The 24,694-nt window shown below is 45.6% G+C and carries 13 protein-coding genes; 6 read left to right on the forward strand and 7 right to left on the reverse strand.

Annotation, left to right across the window (positions count from 1 at the left end; all coding sequences use genetic code 11):
* Nucleotides 1–439 precede the first annotated feature (439 nt).
* On the reverse strand, nt 440–1,066 hold the full coding sequence (gene lexA, locus ACM0P2_RS19555) for a transcriptional repressor LexA (protein ID WP_105932446.1): 627 nt from the start codon (nt 1,064–1,066) through the stop codon (nt 440–442).
* A gap of 81 nt (nt 1,067–1,147) precedes the next feature.
* Nucleotides 1,148–3,433, reverse strand: a complete 2,286-nt coding sequence (locus tag ACM0P2_RS19560; protein ID WP_159118659.1) for a diguanylate cyclase — start codon at nt 3,431–3,433, stop codon at nt 1,148–1,150.
* A gap of 257 nt (nt 3,434–3,690) precedes the next feature.
* Between ACM0P2_RS19560 and plsB the strand changes: the two genes are divergently transcribed.
* The gene (plsB, locus tag ACM0P2_RS19565; protein WP_419227048.1) at nt 3,691–6,147 is read left to right on the forward strand and encodes a glycerol-3-phosphate 1-O-acyltransferase PlsB; all 2,457 of its coding nucleotides are present in this window, start codon (nt 3,691–3,693) and stop codon (nt 6,145–6,147) included.
* A 289-nt stretch (nt 6,148–6,436) separates the two neighbouring features.
* Here the strand turns inward: plsB and ilvA are convergent, their stop codons facing one another.
* Nucleotides 6,437–7,984, reverse strand: coding sequence for a threonine ammonia-lyase, biosynthetic (gene ilvA, locus ACM0P2_RS19570; RefSeq protein WP_419227049.1), 1,548 nt, complete (start codon nt 7,982–7,984; stop codon nt 6,437–6,439).
* On the reverse strand, nt 7,984–9,834 hold the full coding sequence (ilvD, locus tag ACM0P2_RS19575; protein ID WP_173359254.1) for a dihydroxy-acid dehydratase: 1,851 nt from the start codon (nt 9,832–9,834) through the stop codon (nt 7,984–7,986). Before ilvD ends, ilvA begins: the two co-directional genes overlap by 1 nt.
* A 430-nt stretch (nt 9,835–10,264) precedes the next feature.
* Here ilvD and ACM0P2_RS19580 point away from each other — a divergent pair, with 430 nt between their 5' ends.
* Both ACM0P2_RS19580 and ACM0P2_RS19585 read left to right on the forward strand, forming a co-directional pair.
* Nucleotides 10,265–10,882, forward strand: coding sequence for a trimeric intracellular cation channel family protein (locus ACM0P2_RS19580; protein WP_105932441.1), 618 nt, complete (start codon nt 10,265–10,267; stop codon nt 10,880–10,882).
* A gap of 205 nt (nt 10,883–11,087) precedes the next feature.
* Nucleotides 11,088–12,602, forward strand: coding sequence for a YifB family Mg chelatase-like AAA ATPase (locus ACM0P2_RS19585; protein WP_159118699.1), 1,515 nt, complete (start codon nt 11,088–11,090; stop codon nt 12,600–12,602).
* A gap of 16 nt (nt 12,603–12,618) precedes the next feature.
* Here ACM0P2_RS19585 and ilvY read toward each other — a convergent pair whose 3' ends face one another.
* Nucleotides 12,619–13,479, reverse strand: coding sequence for an HTH-type transcriptional activator IlvY (gene ilvY, locus ACM0P2_RS19590; RefSeq protein ID WP_105932706.1), 861 nt, complete (start codon nt 13,477–13,479; stop codon nt 12,619–12,621).
* A gap of 157 nt (nt 13,480–13,636) precedes the next feature.
* On the opposite strand from ilvY, the gene ilvC reads away from it, so the two are divergent.
* On the forward strand, nt 13,637–15,115 hold the full coding sequence (ilvC, locus tag ACM0P2_RS19595; RefSeq protein WP_159118666.1) for a ketol-acid reductoisomerase: 1,479 nt from the start codon (nt 13,637–13,639) through the stop codon (nt 15,113–15,115).
* 159 nt (nt 15,116–15,274) lie between these two features.
* Here ilvC and ACM0P2_RS19600 read toward each other — a convergent pair whose 3' ends face one another.
* Both ACM0P2_RS19600 and ACM0P2_RS19605 read right to left on the reverse strand, forming a co-directional pair.
* The gene (locus ACM0P2_RS19600) at nt 15,275–16,522 is read right to left on the reverse strand and encodes a multidrug effflux MFS transporter (RefSeq protein ID WP_173359255.1); all 1,248 of its coding nucleotides are present in this window, start codon (nt 16,520–16,522) and stop codon (nt 15,275–15,277) included.
* A 139-nt stretch (nt 16,523–16,661) separates the two neighbouring features.
* A complete protein-coding gene (locus tag ACM0P2_RS19605) occupies nt 16,662–18,650 on the reverse strand; it encodes an alpha/beta hydrolase family protein (protein ID WP_236547113.1) in 1,989 nt (662 codons plus the stop codon).
* A 400-nt stretch (nt 18,651–19,050) separates the two neighbouring features.
* Here ACM0P2_RS19605 and ACM0P2_RS19610 point away from each other — a divergent pair, with 400 nt between their 5' ends.
* Both ACM0P2_RS19610 and ACM0P2_RS19615 read left to right on the forward strand, forming a co-directional pair.
* The gene (locus ACM0P2_RS19610; RefSeq protein ID WP_419227721.1) at nt 19,051–20,766 is read left to right on the forward strand and encodes an autotransporter assembly complex protein TamA; all 1,716 of its coding nucleotides are present in this window, start codon (nt 19,051–19,053) and stop codon (nt 20,764–20,766) included.
* Nucleotides 20,763–24,641, forward strand: a complete 3,879-nt coding sequence (locus ACM0P2_RS19615; protein WP_419227050.1) for a translocation/assembly module TamB domain-containing protein — start codon at nt 20,763–20,765, stop codon at nt 24,639–24,641. Before ACM0P2_RS19610 ends, ACM0P2_RS19615 begins: the two co-directional genes overlap by 4 nt.
* The last annotated feature ends 53 nt before the right edge of the window (nt 24,642–24,694 follow it).

Raw genomic sequence — 24,694 nt, forward strand, 5'->3', positions numbered from 1 at the left:
AAGAATTGCTCAATAATGTCGCGCCGTCTAGTCTTTTCTATTAAAAATTTAATGAAACGGTCAAAATTTAATCATTTGAGAATTGCATAGCATGACATAAGGCGAGTAACGTTGAGGCCGCCATAACTTGATGGGCGTTGAGATTAAACGCTCATTTTGAACACGGGGTCGGCGATACTTTTATTCTAAATTACTAAAAAATAGGAAAGTATTTAGCGAGTAAACATCACTTTCAAACAGCGCTCGAATTCGGAATTGACTGTCTCAGCAACAAATAGCAATTTCAATACCGGCGAAATTAATCAAAAATAGAGCAGTAATGCTGAGTACTTTTACCAAGACATTAAACCCTAAGTTGCCAATACGATGAGTGGGGAGGGGATAAAGAGGCATAAAAAAAGCGGCTAATGCGCCGCTTTTAATCAAAGTTGCTAAAACCTTACATCCAGTCTGCGTTTCTAATAACGCCCACCGCGATACCTTCAATGGCAAACGGCTCGTTAGCGAGATCAACTTTAATTGGCGCAAACTCTTCATTTTCAGCATGTAGCAATACTTCACGGCCTCGCCTTTCCAAGCGCTTAACCGTAACATCTTCGTCTACACGGGCAACAACAACCTGACCATTGTGAACATCCGTCGTGCGATGAACCGCTAGCAAATCTCCGTCTAAAATACCGATGTCCTTCATGCTCATGCCGTTTACACGAAGTAAAAAGTCAGCCTGAGGCTTGAACAACGCTGGGTCTACCTTATAGTGCGATTCGACATGCTCTTGCGCCAGAATAGGCTCACCAGCGGCAACGCGCCCTATAAGCGGCAAACCTTCTTCCTCAGCCGCTTCACTCTCAAGAGGAATATTTAGCTTGATGCCTCGGGACGTGCCCGGAAGAATTTCTATCACGCCTTTTCGCGCCAGCGCCTTTAAATGTTCTTCGGCTGCATTAGCAGATCGGAAGCCAAGTTGACGAGCAATTTCAGCACGGGTAGGCGGCATACCCGTTTCTTGCATAGTTGTCTTGATTAGTTCTAAAACTTCAGTTTGTCGAGCTGTGAGTGGGCGCATAAAAGACCTGTCTGTTCATACAGTTCCTGTAAGTATATACACCTAAAAACAAATAACAAGCACTTGCCTTGTCTTTTGCCCTTAACTCACCCAAACCACCTTGTTTCTTCCTTTTTCTTTCGCTAAATACAGTGATTTATCGGCATCAGATAAAAGCGAGCTAAAGTCTATGCCAAACGTGTCCTCAATGAATGCAGCCCCTATACTAATAGTTAGGCTTATTTTGTCCGATTCATAGGTGAGCGTGCTTTCCTCAACAGCGATGCGCAAAGCCTCTAATTGGACATGTATTTCTTCTTTGGTTTCACCAAAAACGACGAGCGCAAACTCCTCCCCACCAAGTCGCGCTACCACGCCAGGCGCCTGATTTTGTTTAGCAATCTTACCTGCAATCATGATAAGCGCTTGATCGCCGGCATCGTGCCCGTAGGTGTCGTTAACCTTTTTAAAATGATCCACGTCGATGATGGCAACGCAGCCACTGCCGTGCCTTTGTAACACCGTATCACATTCATCTAAAAAAGCACGGCGGTTGTACAACCCTGTTAAAGAGTCGGTCATCGCTAACCGGCGCAGCTTTTCTTCTGCAATGGCTCTTCCTTCTTCTTGCTCGACAGCATAGAAAAGCCCTGCAAGGGCGTCTAACAGGGGCTGTAAAAACTCAGCATCTTCGACGGTATAAACGTCAAACTTGTTCGCTAGCCCAATCATTCCCACCACTCTGTCTTTAATCTTTATCGGCAATCCTAAAAATCGACTTATTCGCGGATGGCCTTTAGGTACCCCTTTAGAGTTAGGGTGACTTCCCGATACATTGCTAATGGTCACTTCGCCCGTCACAATGGTGGTTCCGAAAAGATTATTGAAATTACTAAAATACAAATTTCGCTTTTTGTATTCATTATATTGAGTGAAGCTACTGCTATCCCACACTATTTCGGATATGGCATGTATGAAAAGCCGTGACGTTTCCCCCTCTCCCTTCATTTGACCTATAAATGCGAATTGACTGTCAGAAATATCAATTAATTCAGGCAGTACTGTCTGGCAGGCCAAGGTCAAATCATTATTTTGTAGGTAAGACGCTCGGGTCTTATTGATAAACTGAAGTAGCTGGGTCTTTTTCTTCTCGTGAAGCTCTCGCTCCATCCTCTCGGTAATATCGCGATGAATGCCTGCAATACGGACTGGCCTTCCTCTTTCATCGGTTTCTACCGTTTTCCCGTAGCTTTCCACCCAAACCCATGAGTCATTAGTATGTTTCATACGAAACGTCGTATTGAAAATACTTGTTTTGCCTTTCAAATGATCGTGAAGCATTTTTTCTACATTAACGTAGTCAGCAGGGTGAATAAGCTGCCGAAAAAAACGCGCGCTGGTATCGTAATATTCATATTCAATACCAACAATATCGCACCATCGCTTATTTACTTGATTAACGTCGGCGGCTAAATTCCAATCCCATGTACCTAACTCCGAAGCTTCTAACAATAAACGCATTCTCTGGTTTGTCTTATTCAGCTTATCTTCGACGTATTTTTGATCACTCGTATCAAATAGAAATGCCTGTACGGAATATAACGCACCATCCTCTCTAAAATTCGCAGTCGAGATCATACTCACCCAAATAGTTCTGCTAGGCGTAGTGATTTGTAAACGACATGAATGAGATTCAACCCCTTCCATGTGTGCCTGCATAGCAAAGGTAAACGCATTATCCGCTTCCTGTGTTATAACATCGCTAAGCTCAACCAAGCCCTCAAGCAAATCGTGGGCTGAAATGCCCAACACTCGTTCACTGTTATTTGATATATGAACTAACCGTAATGAGGTGTCGTATCGCCATGTCGCTAAAACAATAGGAGACTTTTCTATTAGGCCATGCTCCCTCTTCAGCACTTCATGTTCTCGTGAAAGAGATATGTGCTGGCTGACTAATGCACCCACTCTTTCTAATAACTTCAAACGCTTCTCGTCCATCTCCCGCGGCTTACTATCAATCAGGCAGACCGCGCCAACCACTTGGTTATTTATTTTCAAGGGAGTTCCCGCGTAAAAACAAATATTGGGTTCGCCAGTAACCAAAGGGTTATCTGAAAAACGGGGATCTTCATTGGCGTTGCACACGACAAGTTGTTTCTTTTCGTCTACCACGCGGCTGCAAAAAGCATGCTCTCGATTTATACGAGCTAAATCTGTACCGAATTTGGCTTTAAACGTTTCTTCGTATTGACCTACAATACCTATAAGCGCTATCGGAACTTGATATGCCTCAGCAAGAATCACCATTAGGTCATCTAAGTCCAAAGGTAATTCACTGTTCAGCATGAAATCGTCAATGGTTTTTAAACGAGATTGATCGTTCACTACGTGTAGCTCATTAATTTTTACCTATATAAAAAGTAGTAACAGTGACTCGGTATAGCAACAAAATACGGGGCATTATGGGTAGTAAAAAAGTATAAGCGGAGTAGTGAAAAACGTTTACTAAATAAAAGGAGGACAAGTTTTTGAACTTGTGCGCTATGATCTAGTCATTACAGCAATGAAAATGGCATATCGCGAGATCGTAAAGCGATTATGTTACACTTCACCCGTTTTTATTTCATAGGATTACACAATTCATGTCGTGGATGCGAAAAGCCCTCCTGTCGGTATTTCATTATCCTGTTAAGTTACTGGTAAAAGCCCACAGTATCCCAGTAAACGTTGAGACCGAACTTGGAATAGATAAAAGCAAGCCGATTGTTTATCTTCTTCCCTCAAACTCAGTGACAGACCAGCTCGCATTGAGAATGTCGACCGAAGCGCTAGGTTTACCTAGTCCAACCGAAACGCTCACGCTAGCGGGCAGGGAATATTCATCGACACTGTTTCTGCGAAAAACCCAACCCATTTTTCGCTCATCACCGAAAGATACGGGTATCGAAGAGGTTTTTACTGACCTTTTTCATTTGCACAGAGACCATGAAAACTTGGATTTGCAGGTCGTGCCTGTATATGTAACGTGGGGAAGAGCTCCCGGTCGTGGTAATCCAGGCTTGAGTGACTTGATCACAGAAGCCGCAGCACCAAGCTGGCTTCGCAAGTTATTCATCGTGTTATTTTTGGGCCGTGATAACTTCATCAACTATTCCAAAGCAGTGTCAGCACGAGCGATGTCTAACCAACATGGCAGCGATCAAAGCATTGCTCACAAACTAGTGCGAGTAGCAAGCACTCACTTTCAGCGCAAACGCCAAAGTATGACTGGCCCTACGTTGTTAGAGCGGCAAGAACTAAATAATAGTGTGTTGGGCTCTGATGCAGTTCGTCGAGCCATTGCTGAAGAATCACGAAGCAAGAAAGTGTCTCACGAGAAAGCAAAAGAGACAGCTCAAGGCTATATCACGGAAATCGCTGCAGATTACCGTGAGGGACTGATCAGGTTCGGTGATAGGCTGCTCACCCGCATTTGGAACAAGATATATAACGGTATTAGCGTAGGTCATGCAGACCGTATTCGTGAGCTAGCCGCAAACGGCCACGAGATTATTTACGTGCCCTGTCACCGTAGCCATATGGATTACCTGTTGCTGACTTACGTGATTTATCATGAAGGTATGGTAACGCCACATATTGCAGCGGGCATAAATCTCAATTTTTGGCCTGTGGGCAAAATGTTTCGTCGTGGCGGAGCGTTCTTCCTACGCCGCAGTTTCGCAGGTAACAAGCTATACACTGCCGTATTTAGAGAATATTTAGAGTTACTGTTCAATAAGGGTTATTCAGTAAAGTATTACCCAGAAGGTGGCCGCAGCCGCACCGGTCGTTTGATACCGCCGAAAACAGGCATGCTAGCCATGACCATTCAAGCCATGCTTAAAGGGGTTAATCGCCCAGTCAGCATCGTGCCTGTTTACATTGGCTACGAAAATGTAATGGAAGTAAAGAGTTACCTCAATGAACTTAAAGGCTCTAAGAAGAAAAAAGAGTCTAATCTTCAGGTGTTCTCAGCCATTCGTAAACTAAAAAACTACGGCCACGGTTATGTTAACTTTGGTGAACCAATCGCGCTCAACCAGTTTCTCGAAACTCATGTGCCAAACTGGCGTGACTGTCGCGATGCTGAGCCTGAGAAAAAGCCTGCGTGGTTAACGCCAGCGGTTAATGAATTAGCAAACAACGTTATGACTCGCATAAACCGCGCTGCTGCGTTAAACGGCATGGCGCTAACCTCGCTGTGTTTGTTGTCTTCAAAAACTCAAACTATGAGCGAGTCTGAGTTAAAACAAGCCATCGGCGATTTTATGGATTTGTTTAAGGCAGTCCCCTTTAGTGAAGATGCAACAATCCCAGAATCGACGGCGGAAGAATTGCTGCGCGATACGCTAAAACTCGGTCGCTTTGATATAAAAGAAGACGATTATGGCAGGCTAATTAGTCCTCAGCCTAAGTCAGCGGTTTACCTTACCTATTATCGAAATAATATTTTGCACTTGTTTGCAATTCCAGGCTTGGTTATGGCGTCTGTTTTCGCGAAGAAAGGGGCAACGAAGAACGAAATACTGCAGCTTATTGCAGCGCTTTACCCTTTATTGCAAAAAGAACTGTTTTTGCACCTTACCCAAGATGAAGCCCTTGCCCATACCGATGCACTGGTCACGGCTCTGTTAGATAATGGACTTTTACGTCAAAAAGAAGGAGAGCTTCTTCCTCCGGATGCGCACTGTAAAGAATTCCATTCAGCATGGCTGTTGAGCCGTTGTATGCAGGAAACATTGCAGCGTTATGCCGTAGTACTGACTATTCTTGATAAAGAAAAAGTAATAAGCCGTAGCGCACTAGAGCGCGAGAGCAAGCAAGTTGCAGAGCGCTTGTCTGCGCTTTACGGGCTAAGCTCACCAGAGTTTTACGACAAGAATGTACTGTCTAGTTTCATTGGTGCACTTAAAGAAAACCATTGGTTAGATTCTGAAAAAGATGGCAGTCTCAAATACTCAGAAGAGTGTGAGGCCCTTCGTCAAGACGTCATGGCCCTCATTTGGCCTGAAATGATGCAGCACTTAGAAAACGTAGCGCTTAACGGTCCGGCTGAGTAGTACTGTTCACGACGGATATTCGCTTTTAAAAGCAAAAGCCCATGTAGAAACATGGGCTTTTTTATGCGGCATATCCCATCCTGAAATAGGTTGACATAAAGAGGACTTCTTTGTGACAACATCAAATAAACCTAGGTCTAAGCGTACCCAGCGTGATTACACATTGGCTTTTAAATTAGGTGAGGTTGCGCGTAATGTCGCTTTGCATCGCTCCTCGGTAAGCCTGGGCTTAACGTGAAACAATGCAAAGCGAAAACGGGTTCAGCCAAGCATTTACTTAGCAATATTTCTAGGCAGGTTGAGACAAGAAAAAGCGATAAGCCGGATTATCTGTTACCTCTTCTACCTTGTAACCAAGTTCTGCGACGTGCTGATTAAAGTCGTCACGGCTCTCAGGGGCAATATCAAATCCAGCCAATACCAAACCTTCCGCTGCGCCATGGTTGCGATAGTGAAACAGCGTAATGTTCCACTGTTCGCCCAATGTGTTTAGGAAATTCAGTAAGGCACCGGGTCGCTCTGGAAACTCAAAGCTAAACACTTGTTCGTTGAGTATGGTTGGCGGGCGGCCCCCCACCATATGTCGAACATGAAGTTTTGCTAATTCATTGTCGGTTAAGTTAACGCAGTCATACCCTTTGCTTTCAAGGTCACCTTGCAGCGCAGCAAACTCTTGCTGTCCGCCTTTAAGCTTAACCCCCACAAAAATGTGCGCTTCGCTTTCACTTGCATAGCGATAGTTAAATTCGGTAATCGCTTTAGCCCCAACGCACTCGCAAAACTGTTTAAACGCACCTTTAGTTTCAGGAATTTTAACCGCAAATACCGCTTCTTTTTGTTCACCGAGCTCACAGCGTTCAGATACATAGCGAAGTGTATGAAAGTTTATGTTTGCCCCACACAGAATACCGCCTAGCTTTTTACCCTTGAGCTCGTGCTGCTTGGCATATTTGCGAATTGCCGCCACCGAAAGCGCGCCCGCAGGCTCAGCAATAACACGCGTATCATCGAAGATATCTTTGATTGCGCCACAAATTTCATCGTTAGTAACGGTGATGGTTTCATCCACTAAACGATTACACAGGCGGAAGGTCTCTTGACCCATAATTTTAACGGCAACGCCATCGGCAAAGATGCCGACGCTTTCGAGCTCAGTAGGCTCGCCTTGTGCTTTTGCCTTAATAAAACAAGCCGACTCTTCCGACTCAACCGCAACAATTTTTATGCTTGGCTTTAATTGCTTTAGGTACACCGCAATACCCGCGGCTAAGCCACCGCCGCCAACGGCAATAAACAAAATATCAAGATTTGGATTTTGCTCTAGCAGCTCTCGTGCAACCGTACCTTGCCCTGCAATAACATCAGGGTCGTCGAAGGGCGGTACGAAGGTATAACCATGGGTTTCACATAGTGCTTTGGCGTGATTGCTTGCTTGGTCAAAGCTGGTACCGTGCAATACCACATTGACGTTTTCACCGCCAAAGCGGCGTACTGCGTCGACCTTGATATCGGGTGTGGTTTCCGGCATGACGATGGTCGCCTGAATGCCTTTCATTTTTGCACTATACGCTAAGCCTTGGGCATGATTACCCGCTGATGCGCCAATAACGCCAGCTTGAAGCTGTTTTTCGCTTAACGAGCAAATACGATTATACGCACCGCGCAGTTTAAAGCTTTTTACTGGCTGCTGATCTTCCCGTTTTAGAAAGATTTCATTACCCAGTTCAGCCGAAAGCAAAGACATATAAGAAAGCTCACTGGCCACAGCAACATCGTAAACGGGGGCAAGCAAAATCTTCTTTAAGTACTCGTGATCGCTAACGTGTGTTGCTGTCATTACAAATTTTCCAGCTTACTGACATCGCGCACTGCACCCTTATCGGCACTGGTTGCTAACGCGGCAAAGGTTTTAAGTGATGTGGAAACTTCACGCACGCGGTTTTTAGGTTTCCAAGGCTTATCGCTTGCTTCCATTTTTGCGCGACGTTCTGCAAGTTCTTCATCGCTGATGGCGATATTGATACTTCGGTTAGGAATATCGATTTCGATTTTATCGCCATCTTCGACAAGACCAATACCACCGCCGCTAGCGGCTTCTGGTGAGCAATGCCCGATAGACAAGCCGCTAGTGCCGCCACTAAAACGCCCGTCGGTTACCAAGGCGCAGTGCTTACCTAGTCCTTTAGATTTCAAGTATGACGTTGGATACAACATTTCTTGCATACCCGGCCCGCCACGAGGGCCTTCATAACGAATAAAAACCACATCACCTGCTTTTACTTCGTCGCCTAAAATACCTGCTACCGCATCGTCCTGGCTTTCATAAATACGGGCAGTTCCGTTGAATTTTAGAATAGACTCGTCCACACCTGCGGTTTTAACAATACAGCCATCTTCGGCCAAGTTTCCATAGAGCACAGCAAGACCACCTTCTTGGCTGAACGCATTCTCTACAGAGCGGATGCAGCCGTTTTCGCGGTCGTCATCGGCTTCATCCCAGCGACAATCTTGGCTAAAGGCTTTAGTTGTGCGAATACCCGCAGGGCCCGCACGATAAAAAGTAATCGCGTCTTTGTTTTCTGGGTTCGTGATGTCCCATTCGCTGATAACGTCGGTAAGCGGTTTACCTAAAACGTGATTAACATCAGTATTCAGCAGGCCCGCCTTATTTAGCTCGTTCAAAATACCTAGCACGCCACCCGCGCGGTGTACATCTTCCATGTGGTATTTTGGCGTAGAAGGCGCCACTTTGCATAAATGAGGCACTTTACGAGACAATCGATCGATGTCTGCCATAGTAAAAGGCACTTCACCTTCCATTGCCGCTGCGAGCAAATGCAAAATGGTGTTTGTTGAACCACCCATTGCAATATCTAAGCTCATAGCATTTTCAAAGGCTTTGAAGTTTGCAATATTGCGCGGCAAAACGCTTTCATCATCATCGCCATAATAACGCTTACAAAGCTCAACAATTTGCTTACCTGCTTGTTTGAACAAGCCTTCGCGGTCGGCATGAGTAGCCAGCATAGAGCCGTTACCCGGCAGTGATAAACCTAACGCTTCAGTTAAGCAGTTCATAGAGTTAGCAGTGAACATACCAGAGCATGAACCACAGGTAGGGCAGGCCGAGCGCTCAATTTCATCGGTATCAGCATCGCTTACCTTATCGTCGGCCGCGGCTACCATAGCATCTACTAGATCAAGCTTAATAATCTGATCGGAAAGCTTAGTTTTACCGGCTTCCATCGGGCCGCCCGATACAAAGACAACTGGAACGTTAAGACGCATAGACGCCATTAACATTCCCGGCGTGATCTTGTCGCAGTTAGAGATACACACTATGGCATCAGCGCAGTGCGCGTTTACCATATATTCCACTGCATCAGCGATGATTTCACGAGAAGGGAGGCTGTACAGCATACCGCTGTGCCCCATGGCGATACCATCGTCCACCGCAATAGTGTTGAACTCTTTCGCTACACCACCGGCCTCCTCGACGCTGCGCGCGACTAGCTGACCGAGGTCTTTAAGGTGAACGTGCCCCGGTACAAACTGCGTAAATGAGTTTGCAATTGCAATAATAGGCTTTCCAAAATCAGAGTCTTTCATTCCAGTTGCGCGCCATAACGCGCGAGCGCCGGCCATATTTCTACCTTGCGTGGTAGTTGCAGAACGTAACTTGGGCATAAATCCTTCCCGTTAATTTAAGGTCTAGGTTTAAATGCTAGACCTTTTTTGTGAAACTTTGAAAAAACAGTGGCAAACCAGCCTTGCGTTGGGTCGTTCCAATACGCGCTGTTTTACTCGTAATTGCGTGTCATAATGATGATGTGTTAAATCATCTTAGGTCTTTCAAGCGAAGGGCGACAAAGCATAACTACTAACTTATTGGTAGCGCTTTGTTTTTTAATAATATATTTGACTTACAATACCGCTTTCCATTGGTATTATAAAAATGAAATGTTGTTCGTAAGAGGTTATGGCTTTACCCCTTATATCAACACACGTTTAAACGACGTGTTGTTATTGGGCAAAGAAATAGCATGAAATGTACGGTTCGATCAAGTTTTTGCGGTAGAAAAAGCGAGTTCTTAAGGGCAGTAAAAGGGTAGAAAACATGTTCGATTGGTTTCATTGGCTTAACTTAGCGGGTGTTGCTGTATGTGCAATTTCCGGCACCCTTATGGCCTATCAAAAGCGTATGGATGGGTTTGGCGTGGTGGTCCTCGCTAGTGCTACCGCCATTGGCGGAGGTACGCTTCGTGATGTGATGTTAGATGTTCCCGTATTTTGGATTGCCGACACCGATTATTTATACACCACGCTTATTGCCGCTTTTATTCCTATCATATGGCTGCGAATAAGCCCTCGCTTTCCCTTTCACTACCTACTAATAGCCGACGCTTTTGGGCTCGCGTTATTTAACGTCGTAGGTATAGAAAAAGCCTTAGCCAACGACACAGGTATGGCAGTGGCAGTTGCTATGGGCACCATTACGGGCGTGTTTGGTGGTTTATTACGAGACGTTATCTGCCGCGAGGTACCGCTCGTACTAAACGGCGAGCTTTATGCGATGACCTGTATTGCTGGCGGCATCGTTTACGGCATAGGCTTACAGTTTGACCTTGCAACACAGTGGTGCGGTATCGCCGCCCTTGTTACAACCGTATTGTTTAGACTCGGCGCCATGCGTTGGCACTGGCAGCTTCCTGTTTTCTACAACGATCATCACTAGCACTTAGGTTGCCTTTGCTAAGTATGGTGTTTTCGACCTGTGCTTAGCGTCTTCCTCTCGTCATTCCCGCCGTAAGTACAGTTACATCTTTGTTGCGCTCTCACTAGAGTTTACCCAATTCGGGCGAGAGCGAAACATGTTGGCCTTGCCGTTTTTAATTTTCATTATCTCTAACAATAAGCGTACAGAAGAGGGTGGCTTACCTATGGGAATGGCTGTGGTTAAAACCTTTGCGGGGCAGGGCGTGTCTGCACCAGAGGTAAGTGTAGAAATTCACCTGGCTAATGGCCTACCTGCTTTTCAACTGGTCGGGATGGCAGAAACCAGTGTAAAAGAAGCACGAGAGCGGGTACGCAGCGCTTTAATCAACAGTGGCTTTGAATTTCCCGCCAAACGAATAACCGTAAATTTAGCACCTGCAGATATTCCCAAATTCGGCGGGCGATTCGACCTTCCTATCGCCGTAGGCATTTTAGCCGCCTCGGGCTATATTTCAGATATCAGCTTATTAAATATCGCCTTTGTCGGCGAGCTTGCTTTGAATGGTGAAATCAAGCCCGTTAATGGCCTTATTCCAGTGGTAATGGCGGCGGCTAACGAAGATATCGCGCTGGTGTATCCAGGTGATAATGATGTTGAAGCCGCTTTGGTTTCCCATGCAACACGCTTTCCCGCGTTTGACTTGCTTTCTGTTTATGAACACCTTACTGGCAATAAAAAGCTCGCAAAGGGTCAGCCTTTTACCTCACATTCATCGGGTATCTCTAATACCGGATGGGATGACATTATCGGTCAGGAACAGGCTAAACGGGCCCTAATTATTGCAGCAAGTGGCGCACACAATTTACTTATGGTTGGCCCTCCTGGTACGGGAAAGAGCCTGCTCGCTAGCCGAATGCTGTCGCTACTGCCGGATATGAGCGAGGAAGAAGCGCTGGAAGTCGCCGCCATTCATTCAGTTAAAGGCGAAAAACTGCATGCTGAACGATTTCTCACACGCCACTTGCGCTCGCCACACCATACAAGTTCTGCCGTGGCGTTAACTGGCGGCGGGTCCAATCCTGTACCGGGCGAAATATCGCTGGCCCATAACGGTATTTTATTTTTAGACGAACTTCCCGAATTTGGCCGCAAAGCGTTGGATGTACTGCGCGAACCACTTGAAACTGGCGACGTGCATTTGTCTAGAGCTTCAGGAAGTGCGACGTATCCGGCTAATTTTCAGTTGGTAGCAGCGATGAACCCAAGCCCCACAGGCGATATTGACGACAACCGGCTGACACCGCAGCAGCAGCTTAACTACTTAAACCGGTTATCGGGCCCGCTTCTTGACAGAATAGATATTCAGGTGGAAGTGCCTCGGCTGCCTGATTATGACTTACCAGAGCGTGGTAATAGGCCAGATGACTCCCTGCACGCCACGCGAGAACGGGTTATCGCAGCCAGGTATAAACAAGAACAACGTCAAGGAAAGCCAAACGGTGCGCTGCATGCTGGAGAACTGGCGGATATCTGCCTTCTTGATGAGGCTGATTTGCGCTTTCTTCAAGCTGCAGCAAAGCAACTCAATTTGTCTATGCGGGTATTCCATCGCACGTTAAAAGTCGCCAGAACTATTGCGGACCTTGAAGATGAAAAAGCGGTATCGCGGGCACATATTGCAGAAGCATTGGGCTATCGCGCGCTTGATAACCTCATTAAACAGTTAAGTACGAGCTAATTACGGTTACGGCATATTAAACGTTAAGCTGCATAAAAGCGTTAATAAGCGGCTCGTTTTGTTTATCTTGCAAGCAGCACAATCCGAGCGCGTAAGGCTCTATATCTGCTACTGGAATTTGTGTTACTGCGTTGGCCATACTGGAGTGATCAAGTACCACTTTAGGTACAAAGCCTACACCGCATTCTAGTGCCACCATGCTTACGATAGCTTCGTTACCGCCTACATAGGCATAAACGTTAGGGCGAATACCGTGTTCGGCAAACCAGTGATAGGCAGTGCGGCGCGTAGGGCCCGTTTCAGGCATGATAACTTGGTGTTTGGTCCAATCTAACTGATTCAGCTGAGTCAATCGCCACTCTCGCGGGGCTATAAGTACCAAAGGTACATTGTCTAACGCGGTAAAATGTAAATCCGTGGGCATATCAGGTGTGTAGATAGCAATAGACAGGTCGCACTGTTTACCTTTTACTTTTTCTATCGCAAGAGCTGGATCGCCAGTGATAAGGCGAATATCGACGCCTGGGTGCTGCTGCCTGAACTGCCTTAGCATAGCGGGCAAATGACTTTGACTGGCCGTCACCGAACAAAATACGCTGAGTTCACCCTGTAGTGCGTCGTTATCTTCTTTTAAATCTACTTTTAATTGCTGCCATTCTTGCAATGCTTGTTTAGAAAACGACAGGAGCTTGTGGCCGCTATGGGTAAGCGCAACTTTGCGATTATCACGTTTAAATAGGCTACAGCCCAACTCGTCTTCAAGGCGCTGTATCACACGGCTAAGGGTAGACGGTGATACATACATGGCCTCTGCAGTAACACCAAAATGTAGGCTAGTGGCCAAGTGGTTAAAGAGTTGAAGGCTACGAAAATCCATGAACATTTCACTATTTGCAATATTATCTTGCAAATATATCATTTTCCAAAACAAAAGAAATCTTTTAGTCTCACTACCAAGTCGTCATAGACGAGGTCTGTCAACGCCAAGGTCGGTGTTTGATATTGACAAAAATGAATGTTGTTCGGAAATTTTTATGGCTAATTATTTCAACACCCTGTCACTTCGCCAGCAGTTAGACCAGCTTGGCCGCTGCCGTTTCATGGCACGCGATGAATTCGCTGACGGCTGTCAGTTCTTAAAAGGCAAGAAAATTGTCATTGTAGGCTGCGGCGCGCAGGGCCTTAACCAAGGCCTGAACATGCGTGACTCAGGGTTAGATGTTTCTTATGCGCTGCGTCAAGCGGCCATCGATGAGCAACGCGACTCTTACAAACGCGCTTCAAGCAATGGATTTACTGTTGGTACATATCAGCAGCTTATTCCAGAAGCTGATGTAGTTTACAACCTAACACCTGATAAGCAGCACGCAAGTGTAGTAGAGGCAGTAATGCCGCTTATGAAAAAAGGTGCAACGTTAGGTTATTCACACGGCTTCAACATTGTTGAAGAAGGCCAGCAAATTCGTAGCGATATCACAGTAATTATGTGTGCGCCGAAAAGTCCAGGCTCTGAAGTACGTGAAGAATATAAGCGTGGTTTTGGTGTACCAACACTAATTGCTGTGCACCCAGAAAACGACCCTGAAGGTAAAGGTTGGGAGCAGGCGAAAGCACTTGCTAGTGCTACCGGCGGTGACCGCGCAGGCGTACTTGAGTCATCATTTGTGGCTGAAGTTAAATCTGACCTTATGGGCGAGCAAACCATCTTATGTGGTATGCAACAAGTTGCTGCGGTACTTGCGTTCGAGAAAATGGTTGATGACGGCATTGACCCAGGATACGCAGGTGCATTAATCCAGTACGGTCTAGAAGCCATTACTGAAGCACTTAAGATTGGCGGCGTTACTAACATGATGGACCGTCTTTCAAACCCTGCAAAAGTAAAGGCTTTTGAGCTTTCTGAGCAGCTAACTGATTTACTTCGTCCGCTATTTGAAAAGCACCAAGACGACATCATCAGCGGTGAGTTCTCTCGCACCATGATGGAAGACTGGGCAAATGGCGATGCGAACCTACTTAAGTGGCGTGAAGAAACCGGTGAGACCGCGTTTGAAAATGCACCAGCTTACGAAGGTGAAATCAGCGAACAAGAATTTTTTGACCACGGCATCTTACTGGTTGCCATGATCAAATGTGGTGTTGAAGTTGCGTTCGACGTGATGGTAGAAGCTGGAATCCTGCCTGAGTCTGCGTACTACGAATCACTGCATGAAACACCGCTAATTTCTAACACAATCGCACGTAAGCGTTTGTATGAAATGAACGTGGTTATTTCAGATACAGCAGAGTACGGAAACTATTTGTTTGCTAACGCAGCAATTCCGATTTTGCGTGAGAAATTTATGCCTAGCATTGATACCAGCGTTATCGGTAAGGGTTTAGCGACTACTTCAAATCAAGTAGAGAACAAACGCCTTGTTGAAATTAACGAAGCCATCCGTTCACACGGTGTGGAATCAGTAGGTAAGACTTTGCGTGGCTACATGACTGACATGAAAGCTATTGTAGTGTAAGACAGTTGTTAGGACAGTTTCTGTCGTTAGGTGCTTAACTAAGCCCTCTTGCCCGACCATTTTGGTCGGGCTTTTTTATGCCTGTTAATAACTGAGCGCAGCTCTTACTTGTGCTTTTAGCCACACCACCATTATATTGGCAAACCTCTACAACATATTCTAGACCGCACTTTCGCGAACGCGCTCAGCGAAACGAACTGATGCATAAGCCAGCGCAAAAAAGATCAGAAAGCCCCAACCTATTGGCATCAAGTTCCCATCCAAAAAACTATCGACAACAAGCGCTACGGGAACCGAGAACAAGCTTGAAAAGCAGCCAATAATTGCGGCACCCAAACCTGCCATATCCCCTAGCGGCTGCATGGCCATTGCGTTTAAATTACCAAATAAAATACCCACAAAGAAAAAGCCAACAAACATAACAGCCACGGTAGGAATTAATGGCGGCAGACCATCGTAGGCAAACAGCAGCGCTAAATACACCACCGCAAAAGCGTTCACACCTTTAAGGGCAAATCGACAGAGCTTTCGCATACCAAACCGCATGACCATTTTACCGTTAAAATAAGAGGCAAGACCGATAGAAAAGGCAAGGGTAGCGAAGATATAGGGGAACCATTCACCTACATCGTAAAACACGGTAAATATGGTTTGTGACGCGCTTAAATACGCTAAAAACGCCCCAAAAATACAGCCCATGGCAAAGGTGTAACCCATTACTTCTGGGTGGGTCAGAATAAATTTTGATGATTTAACAAAGTGTGCCCGCGAGAACTTCCTGCGCCTTGCCCGTGGCAGGGTTTCCCCCTGGCGAGAGAAGAACCAAATTCCAGCCATAGTAGCGACTACCAAAAATAGAGTGAATATATGGAACCAAGAGGTTAGTTCCATCACAGTTTGGCCGATAATCGGCGCCAACATAGGGACCAATATAAACACCATCATGATAAACGACATGACCTTTGCCATGGCATCACCCACGTATAAGTCACGAATAATGGCCATTGAAGCGATACGAGGACCAGAAACACCAAACGCTTGAATAACCCGCCCCACCAGCATGGTCTCTAAGTTGGTGGCCAGCATACATACAAAGGTACCAAGAGCAAAAATACACAGGCCCACCAGAATAGTTAGACGACGGCCACGGCTATCCGAGAATGGACCAAAGAACATTTGTCCAAACGCCATACCTAAAAAGAACACGGTTACAATTAAATGAGTATGATGCGCCTCCTCGACATTTAGTGACTCACCAATTTGGATAAGTGCGGGCAGCATAGCATCTATACTAAGAGCAACTAGCGATGTCATGGTCGCCATTAACGCAACAAATTCAACAAGGCCAAGGGCGGGCTTTTGCACAACTGCCGTATCTTCAGATACGCCATTAGATGTCTGGGGCATAAAGTCTCGAATATGAAATAGAATGAGGGAAATTAAAAAGGCGCGAAATAATCGCGCCTTAGCAAGTATACCTGAAACCTGGTCAAAAAGCCGTCAGTTTAGATTTGCTTGTCTCAAATACTGCCACGTTTAACGGGTATCATTCGACGGTAACACCAGCTTTCACCGCATTGTCCTTTGAAACAGGTTTCAAATACTGATCTAAAAACATATCCATTTCTTTGAAAAATAAGTGTCGGTTACGTTGGATAGACAGATGATGATCGCCACTTTCAAGTTCTACATACTTAAAGACTTTGTCATAGCCTTCTAATTCGTCAGCCATGTAGCGGCTGTGAAGAGGCGGAACGATGCGATCTTCTTCGCCGTGCACGAGTAGAATAGGCGTCTTAATGCCTTCTGCATTGTAATAGGGCGAGCGCGCTTCCAAATCATCAAAATCATCGCCAATCTGATTTTTAACAAATTCGTTATTGAGGAAGCGGCGAGAGTGAATGATGACATGTTTAAGTGAGCTTACACCTGCAAAACTTACGGCGCACTTAAATAAATCGGGGGTTTTGACCGTTGCCATCAACGCCGCATAACCGCCGTAACTTGCGCCAACAATACACATATTATCTTGTTCAGCATGCCCTTGTTTTACCATCCAGTTAGCGGCGTCCGTGATGTCGTCTTGCATAGCCAATCCCCAGCCTTTCATTTGGCTTTGTGCAAAACTATATCCATACCCCCTTGAGCCCCTAAAGTTTGGTCTAAGGACCGCATAGCCTTTTGACGTGAAGTACGCAGTCCAATAGTCGAAGCCGCTGAAGTCTCGTGCTCCTGGGCCGCCGTGAGGGTGAATGATCGTTGGAAATGGGCCTTCGCCTTTTGGTAAGGTCAAGTATGCTTCAATCTTAATGCCATCCCTCGCCTCGTACTCTATAAGGGTATGCTCTGACAACTTAGTAGAATCTATTTGACTGTATTGCTGAAACAGCACGTCCAGCTTACCTTTTTTGCGATCGCCCAATAAATATACGCCAGGCAATACGTCAGACTCTGAATAAACGATATATCGCTGCTCATCGTCGCTAAAACTCACCAAGGTATTATCGTAATCGGGTAGCCCTCTATCAATACCATTTTGTAAGGCAACATATCGCTCATCCCAATAAAAACGGCCGTCGTGACGTACACCGATTGCATCTCGCGTAACGGGTGAGTAAATAAGACTCCCGTCTACATCATACCCGTCATCGGCAAACACCTCTGTTCGCTCATTAGTCTTAAGATTTAACGTATACAATGCGCGATAGTCGCCTTTATAGCCTTTGAAATAGAGTATATTGGGGTCTTTCGCAAAGCCCACAGGGTACTCACCTTTTTCGGTCATGGCGTTATAGGCAAATAAGGTTCGCCAATCATCACCTTCCTTTAAGAACACCTCGCGTTCGCCAGTATCATAGTTAAGAGAAATACCAATACGTACGTTACTTTGTTGGTCTGTAAGCCAGTCTCTAATGCGCTTTTTTCCGCGAATAATGCGACTTACACTACCGTTATTAACGTTAACTTTATATACAGAAGGCAACCCTAATACCTCAGCATCTAATGCGATTAATACATGGTCTGGGTCATCCGGAAGCCAGTCGATAACGTCATCATGGAACTGTGGAATGTGATTTGGGTTTCCAGCGCGGCGCTTTATTCGTTCCCATTCAACCATATTGAATGCGCCACCCTCGCCGTCGAATTTTATACTTAGTAAGCGAGTATCGTGCACTTTTGTCGTGCCGCGTCGGGTTTCATAGCGAGCGCTGACCACCAGGCGTTCATTATTCACCCAGTTGTACCAGTTTATTTTAACTCGCTCATTGTCAGAGCGAAGCAAGTAATGCTTTTCCCCCTTTTCTAAATCAAAGGTCGCAAGCATGGCAAACGCTTCTTCTTGCTCAACATTCTGCACAAACGCGATTTTTGTACCATCAGGCGAAAGTGACGGCGTCCAGTATGTGGGCAAGGAACTAAAAGCTTCGTATGCAGGTTTGCCCTCGCTAGGCTCTGCGCCTATTAAGGACAAAGGCAAAGCAAGCAAAATTGCGGCAAAAAATGAGATAGATAACTGCGTCTTCTTGTAAGACATAACATTCCCTTGTTGTTTTTTATTCTTATTGGAACTTAGTTCAAAGGTTAGCTTCGAACTAAGGTAAAAAGCGAGTATACAAATTTAGCGAAGAATGTACAAAAAACGTGCTTCATTACGTTCATGCATTGGGTGTGACCGTAATTATTTGATCTCTCGTCGTACTTTGGGGATACAAATTGCAATTGTGATACTATTAATCGCGTACAGTACACGGACTTTACCATTTAGCGGTATGCGTCTTAGCCTAGCGTTACCTTAAGGATTTAGCCTTTTCATGCCTTCAATTTGGAGCAGGCTTGCCAATTTGCAAGACCAACCTTTCCGACAATTTATAACGGGAATGCACAAATCTATTTCTTTTTCGGTATATGGATTTGTGTGTATTTTCACGTGCTTTATGTTGCCGGTGGCTTATGCTCAAGAGCCGATTGCCTATAACATACAAGGCGTAGAAAACGGTAAGCTGCGCAACAATATTCAGCTTCATCTAAATAATCTAGATGTAGAAAAGGCGCTACTTACCGACCCTTATTGGCAAGACGAAGTGGGTGAAACCGTTGCGACGGCAGTTCAACCTTATGGATATTACAATAGTGAAACGAAAGTCGTTATAGAGAAAGATGACAAGGTCTCGGTAAAGATTACGTTAAACGCGCCTTTAACTATCAACAAAGTGACCCGTGAGATCATTGGTGCTGGTCGTGAAGACAAAGCATTTAGAGAGCGTTTTAATTCACTAAAGCTTAAAGAGGGCGATGTACTCAACCAGACTATCTATGAGTCGTTCAAGTCCTCCATGTTTAATTATGCTCTTTCAAATGGGTATTTTGACTTCCACTGGCAAGCTACTCGACTGGATTTGGTTCGTGATGAAAAACAAGCCAACGTTTTGTTGATAGCGCAAAGTGGCCCTCAATATCAATTTGGCGAGCTTAAGTTTGTTGGTGAAGACAAAGCAAAAGCGATTATAGAGCGCCTCAAACCATTTGAATCAGGAGACGCTTATTCGTCTGCTGTTCTGTCTGATTTTAATCGTCGTTTGAATCAGTCGGGATATTTTAATCGAGTTATCGCCAGACCTGTGGTGAGTGAAGCCGATGGCTTACTTGTGCCGGTTGAAGTATCGCTTCAACACAGGCCTACCGACTCTTTTAATGTCTCCCTTGGTGCGGCCACAGATACTGGCCCAAGAGTTCGCCTTGGCTGGGAGCGCCCATGGGTAAACAGTAAAGGGCACTCAATTTCATCTGACATATTTATTTCAGAGCCCGAGCAGTCTGTTACTGCAGATTATCGCATTCCCATGAAAAATATCACTCGCGATTATGCCAGTATCGAAGCGGGCTATCAGTTTATTGAGTACAGCAACACGTCTTTTGAAAGTGAAACACTTTCATTATCTGCACATCGCTACTGGCAGAAAAACGATTCACCGTGGCAGCATGATGGCTCTGTAACGTACTTAAGAGAAACTTACGACCAAGGTGAGCTTAATACCAACACCACTTCACTTGTCTTGCCGGGCTACTCGTTAACTTATCGCGAAAAAGACAGCGATCTTAACATCAGCAACGGGAGCTATATTCAGATGTTGGCGCAAGTTGGCAGAGAAGGCTATGGCTCAGATATTGACTTTGCTAAAGCGGTCGTAGAAGCAATGTTCATCCGCACTTTCAACGATGTGCATAGAATATCGTTACGGGGTGAAGCAGGCGCAATAAAAACCAATAGTTTCAATGAAGTCCCTACATCTCTGCGTTTCTACGCTGGTGGTGACCAAAGCGTAAGAGGCTTTGACTACAGAGAAATATCGCCCACCGCAGATGTTATAGACCCAGAAACCGGTGATCTTGTTCCCGATTCAATCGGTGGAAAGTATCTAGTTACCACAAGCGTAGAGTACGCTTATCGCGTAGCAGACAATTGGCGGGTAGCAGCCTTTGTTGATGCGGGTACTGCCACTAATGATACCAGCACCACGCTCACTTACGGCGTTGGTCCGGGCATTCACTGGCTTTCTCCCATAGGCCCTGTGCGTGTTTATATCGCCAGAGGTTTTTCTCCAGATGAAAAAACATGGGGCTTCCACATTATGTTAGGGCCTGAGCTATGAGAAAACGTACGCTCTCTACTATTTTACTCTCTCCCATTTTTTTATTAGTGGCCATATATGCTCTGCTGATTAGCCCATTAGGTGGCCCAACGGTTAAGCTACTGGCAAATACGTTCGTTGATAATTTATCTATAGACGCAATAGACGGCGGATTTGCAGATACCCTTGAAGTTCATCACCTTAAATGGGAGAACCCTCAGTGGAAAGTTGAGGCGCAATACGCCTTTATCGACATTACCTGGCGCTGTTTATTTGAACCTAGGGTTTGCTTAAATGAACTAACATTAGAAAATGCGACGCTAACGCAGCGTTCAAGCGCCCCCGCAGACGAAAACGAAACATCGCCTAACGATAAACTTGAACTGCCGTTACCCATTGATATTGGCTACTTAGCGCTTTCAAATATCAAACTTGCCTTGCTTACCACCACAATTGAGATTGACGAGTTAGAGCTGGTTGATTTTGAAGGAAATAAAGCCCTTGTATTAGACAGCCTAGCCACTAAGGGCATTCGTATAGCTTTGTTAGCGAAAGATACAGAGGAAGGCGCGTCAACTGCTTCTGCCAACAATACACAGCAATCAGCCCCTAAGACAGCGTCTCAAAGCCCTGCCCCCAAAACCGGAAAAGCAGAAGAAGATTCACCGAATACTGATAGCGCATTGCCCACGTCTTACTCTTTAAATTACGAGGTACCTGAACTACCAACCATCGCTACGCCTATTCCGTTTTCGCTAGGTACGCTGCTTGTAGAAGACCTGCAGATCATTCAGGGAGACAGCCAACAGCAAATTTCACTCATATCACTGCTAGAAACCCACTTCAAAGAAAGCAACGTTGCCATTGATGAAATAGCCGTGATACACAGCCAAGGTGAAGTGAAGGGAAAGGTGAGCGCCACACTTGACGGCAACTACCCGTTAGATGTTGTTGTAGATGCGAAAACGAAGGTAAACGATACATCACAAAAAGTGACACTAGCAGCCTCTGGAGCGCTAGATAACCTAACACTGTCAGTCACTTCCGAAGGAGCGATAACGGCAAATGCTAATTTAATAGCCAATATGCTAGATAGCAAACTGCCCATAGAATTCACCGCAAACTGGCCAAAGCAAGCCATACCCACAGTGGAAAATGCCACGTTGAAAGAGGGTCAACTAACCCTTACCGGCACAATGGGCGACTATGCGCTAAAAGGCGATGGCGCGGCAAGTTTACCCGACATTGGGGATGTTCCGGTGTCTGTGGATGTGGTGCTTAAAAAGAACAATATTTATGTTAACCAAGCCAACGTGAAAACATTAGAAGGCAGCTTAACCAATACAGGCACCCTGTATTTAAATGAAAGTATTGCTTGGGAAGGCAAAACAACGCTGAAGAATGTGTCGGGTCGACAGTTCAGCACCTATGCTCCTGAAAAGCTGAACGGCGCAATCGACAGTATTTTGCAATACTCCGAGCCCGGCGGCCTACACATGAGCCTAAGAGATTTGAATATCTCTGGTGTCCTGCAAGGTAGGCCACTTAAAGTGAAAGGCAATGCAGTATATGCAGGTCCCAGTGATTTATTTGTCACGAATATCAATATTGTTCAAGAAGACGAACTGGAAAAAAATGCCATTCGTGCAATTGCTCAGGTACTTAATAAACGGCACTTAAATGCTGATATCGCGATTAACGTAAATGCCATTGATAGACTTTACCCCGACGTTTCTGGTGCAATTAATGGCAATATAAAGGCGACGGGCCCTTGGCAAAACCCACGCGCTAACGGCACGCTAGCCCTTTCGGGTGTGACTGTAACGCCGAATATCAATGCTTCTGCTGCACAACAAGGGCCGTTAAATGGCGACATAACTATTGACGGAACCTATTCCGACCACAAGGCCGACATTGAACTTGCGGTACCAAACAATCATATAGCGCTTTCACTCAAAGGTGCATGGTCGAACAACCATTGGGTAGCTGAAATTAGCGATACGGCGTTAAAACTTGCGAATATGCAGTGGACATTATCAAGCCCATTTAGCGTTGATATCGGCACTGCACCGACAACAGCAAAGATTGGACAGCACTGTTGGACGTCGCGGAAGGAAGGCGAACTGTGTATTTCAAACATAAACTATCAAGAAGATAAAGCCAGCTGGGATGTAACAGCAAGCGCACTACCGCTAGGGTTATGGGCAAATGAGTTAGCGCCTACCGTCGTTTCAAGCCCGTCGGAAGCAACACTGACGGTTAAAACTAAAGGCAGCTACTCCGCTAAAGACCCTATCGATGCGACTTTTACTGCATCAATGACCTCTGCAGCTTGGCAGTTAGGGGAAACGAGGCCTCTTTCGCTCACCATAAACTCCATTGAAACCAAAGGAAATATTAAGCAAGGTCAGCTTGAGTCCACGTCTCTTATCTCCAGCCAAGATATTGGTGATGCAACGCTTTCTCTAAATACGCGCCCTTTTGACCAGCGAATCCCCCTTGATGGTAAGCTGGTGATGGAGGGGCTAAATGTAGCGCCTCTTAAGCCACTTTCTCCTGCAATCAGAACCCTAACAGGTTTGCTCAACGGCAATATTACGCTTAGTGGTTATATTGACGACCCTGCGTTAAACGGTGAGCTTACGGTTTCAAACGGTGCGATTGATATTCAAGATACGCCGGTTTCTTTAGCAGATTGGAACCAAAAAGTGACGCTAAATAACCAAACCGCCACGCTAGATGGCACCTTTGTATTGGGTGGGGGTGAAGGCGCACTAACCGGTGAGCTAGATTGGTCTTCCAAACCCAGTGCCAACTTCAATCTAAAAGGTAACAGCTTCGAAATCCGGCAACCTAATGTGCGACTAAGAGTGTCACCTGATATTGATATTGTCGCTACCCAAGAGCGAGTGGATGTAAAAGGTGAAGTAAATATTCCATGGGCGCGAATTGAAATAGAGTCATTGCCTGAAAGTGCAGTTTCGCCGTCAAAAGACGTTCACTTGCGTGGAGAACCAGAAAGAGAAGAGCCGTTAGATATTGTTCACGCCTCGGTTATGGTGAATATCGACAAGAACAAAACCGAAGAGGTAAAGCTTGAAGCCTTTGGGTTAACAGCAAGCTTATTCGGTGGAATTAAAGTCAATACGCAGCCAGCTTTAGTTGGCTATGGTGACTTACAGATCATTAATGGCCGCTATAATGCTTACGGTCAACAGTTAATAATCCAAACCGGTGAGGTACAGTTTAACGGCCCTATCGATCAACCTTTGTTGCTGGTGGAAGCCATTCGCGACCCAGCTAAAACCGATGATGACGTAATTGCAGGTATTCGCATAGATGGCGCAGCCGACTCACCCAGCATTAACTTATTTTCTGAACCCGCGATGGATCAACAGGGGGTGTTGTCTTACTTATTAACAGGCTCAGGCCCCAATGCTTCGGGTTCATCCGACCCCAACTATGCAGCATTACTTTTAGGGTTTGGTCTGTCAAACACCAAAACCCTAACGGGGCAAGTAGGCAGTGCACTCGGCATTGATGACTTCAGCTTAAGTACTAATGAAAATAGGTTATCGGTTACTGGTCAAATAAACGAACGTTTATCGGTGGAATATAATGTGGACGTTGGACTAAGTAACAACGACGCCAATAGCACTTTAAGGCGCAGACAACTTCCCCCTGATCTGGCGCTCAAATACCAATTGTTACCTAGCCTTTATTTAGAGGCTATCCAAACCACGTTGGAAGACCAATCAGAGTTCGCCTTAGACCTCTACTATGAGTTTTTCTTAGGCGATAATAGAACCCGTAAAGATGAAGACGACGGTGAAGCTGACGAAAAGAGTGAGAGCGCAGAACAAAATGAAGCGGTGAGCACAGCGTCTGACAACTAGACGCTCTTAACTATCTCCTTGTTTGCAACACCTGTTTCTCACAAAGTGCCAAT

The organism is Alteromonas sp. OM2203, from assembly GCF_048517045.1.
In the GTDB taxonomy this organism is placed as follows: domain Bacteria; phylum Pseudomonadota; class Gammaproteobacteria; order Enterobacterales; family Alteromonadaceae; genus Alteromonas; species Alteromonas gracilis.

What these genes read in the sequence shown, in the direction of transcription:
- ilvD (WP_173359254.1), bottom strand. Translation starts at nt 9,834, where the DNA reads ATGCCCAAGTTACGTTCTGCAACTACCACGCAAGGTAGAAATATGGCC.
- ACM0P2_RS19605 (WP_236547113.1), bottom strand. Translation starts at nt 18,650, where the DNA reads ATGTCTTACAAGAAGACGCAGTTATCTATCTCATTTTTTGCCGCAATT.
- ilvC (WP_159118666.1), top strand. Translation starts at nt 13,637, where the DNA reads ATGGCTAATTATTTCAACACCCTGTCACTTCGCCAGCAGTTAGACCAG.
- lexA (WP_105932446.1), bottom strand. Translation starts at nt 1,066, where the DNA reads ATGCGCCCACTCACAGCTCGACAAACTGAAGTTTTAGAACTAATCAAG.
- ACM0P2_RS19580 (WP_105932441.1), top strand. Translation starts at nt 10,265, where the DNA reads ATGTTCGATTGGTTTCATTGGCTTAACTTAGCGGGTGTTGCTGTATGT.
- ACM0P2_RS19615 (WP_419227050.1), top strand. Translation starts at nt 20,763, where the DNA reads ATGAGAAAACGTACGCTCTCTACTATTTTACTCTCTCCCATTTTTTTA.
- ACM0P2_RS19585 (WP_159118699.1), top strand. Translation starts at nt 11,088, where the DNA reads ATGGGAATGGCTGTGGTTAAAACCTTTGCGGGGCAGGGCGTGTCTGCA.
- plsB (WP_419227048.1), top strand. Translation starts at nt 3,691, where the DNA reads ATGTCGTGGATGCGAAAAGCCCTCCTGTCGGTATTTCATTATCCTGTT.
- ilvY (WP_105932706.1), bottom strand. Translation starts at nt 13,479, where the DNA reads ATGGATTTTCGTAGCCTTCAACTCTTTAACCACTTGGCCACTAGCCTA.
- ilvA (WP_419227049.1), bottom strand. Translation starts at nt 7,984, where the DNA reads ATGACAGCAACACACGTTAGCGATCACGAGTACTTAAAGAAGATTTTG.
- ACM0P2_RS19600 (WP_173359255.1), bottom strand. Translation starts at nt 16,522, where the DNA reads ATGCCCCAGACATCTAATGGCGTATCTGAAGATACGGCAGTTGTGCAA.
- ACM0P2_RS19610 (WP_419227721.1), top strand. Translation starts at nt 19,051, where the DNA reads ATGTTGCCGGTGGCTTATGCTCAAGAGCCGATTGCCTATAACATACAA.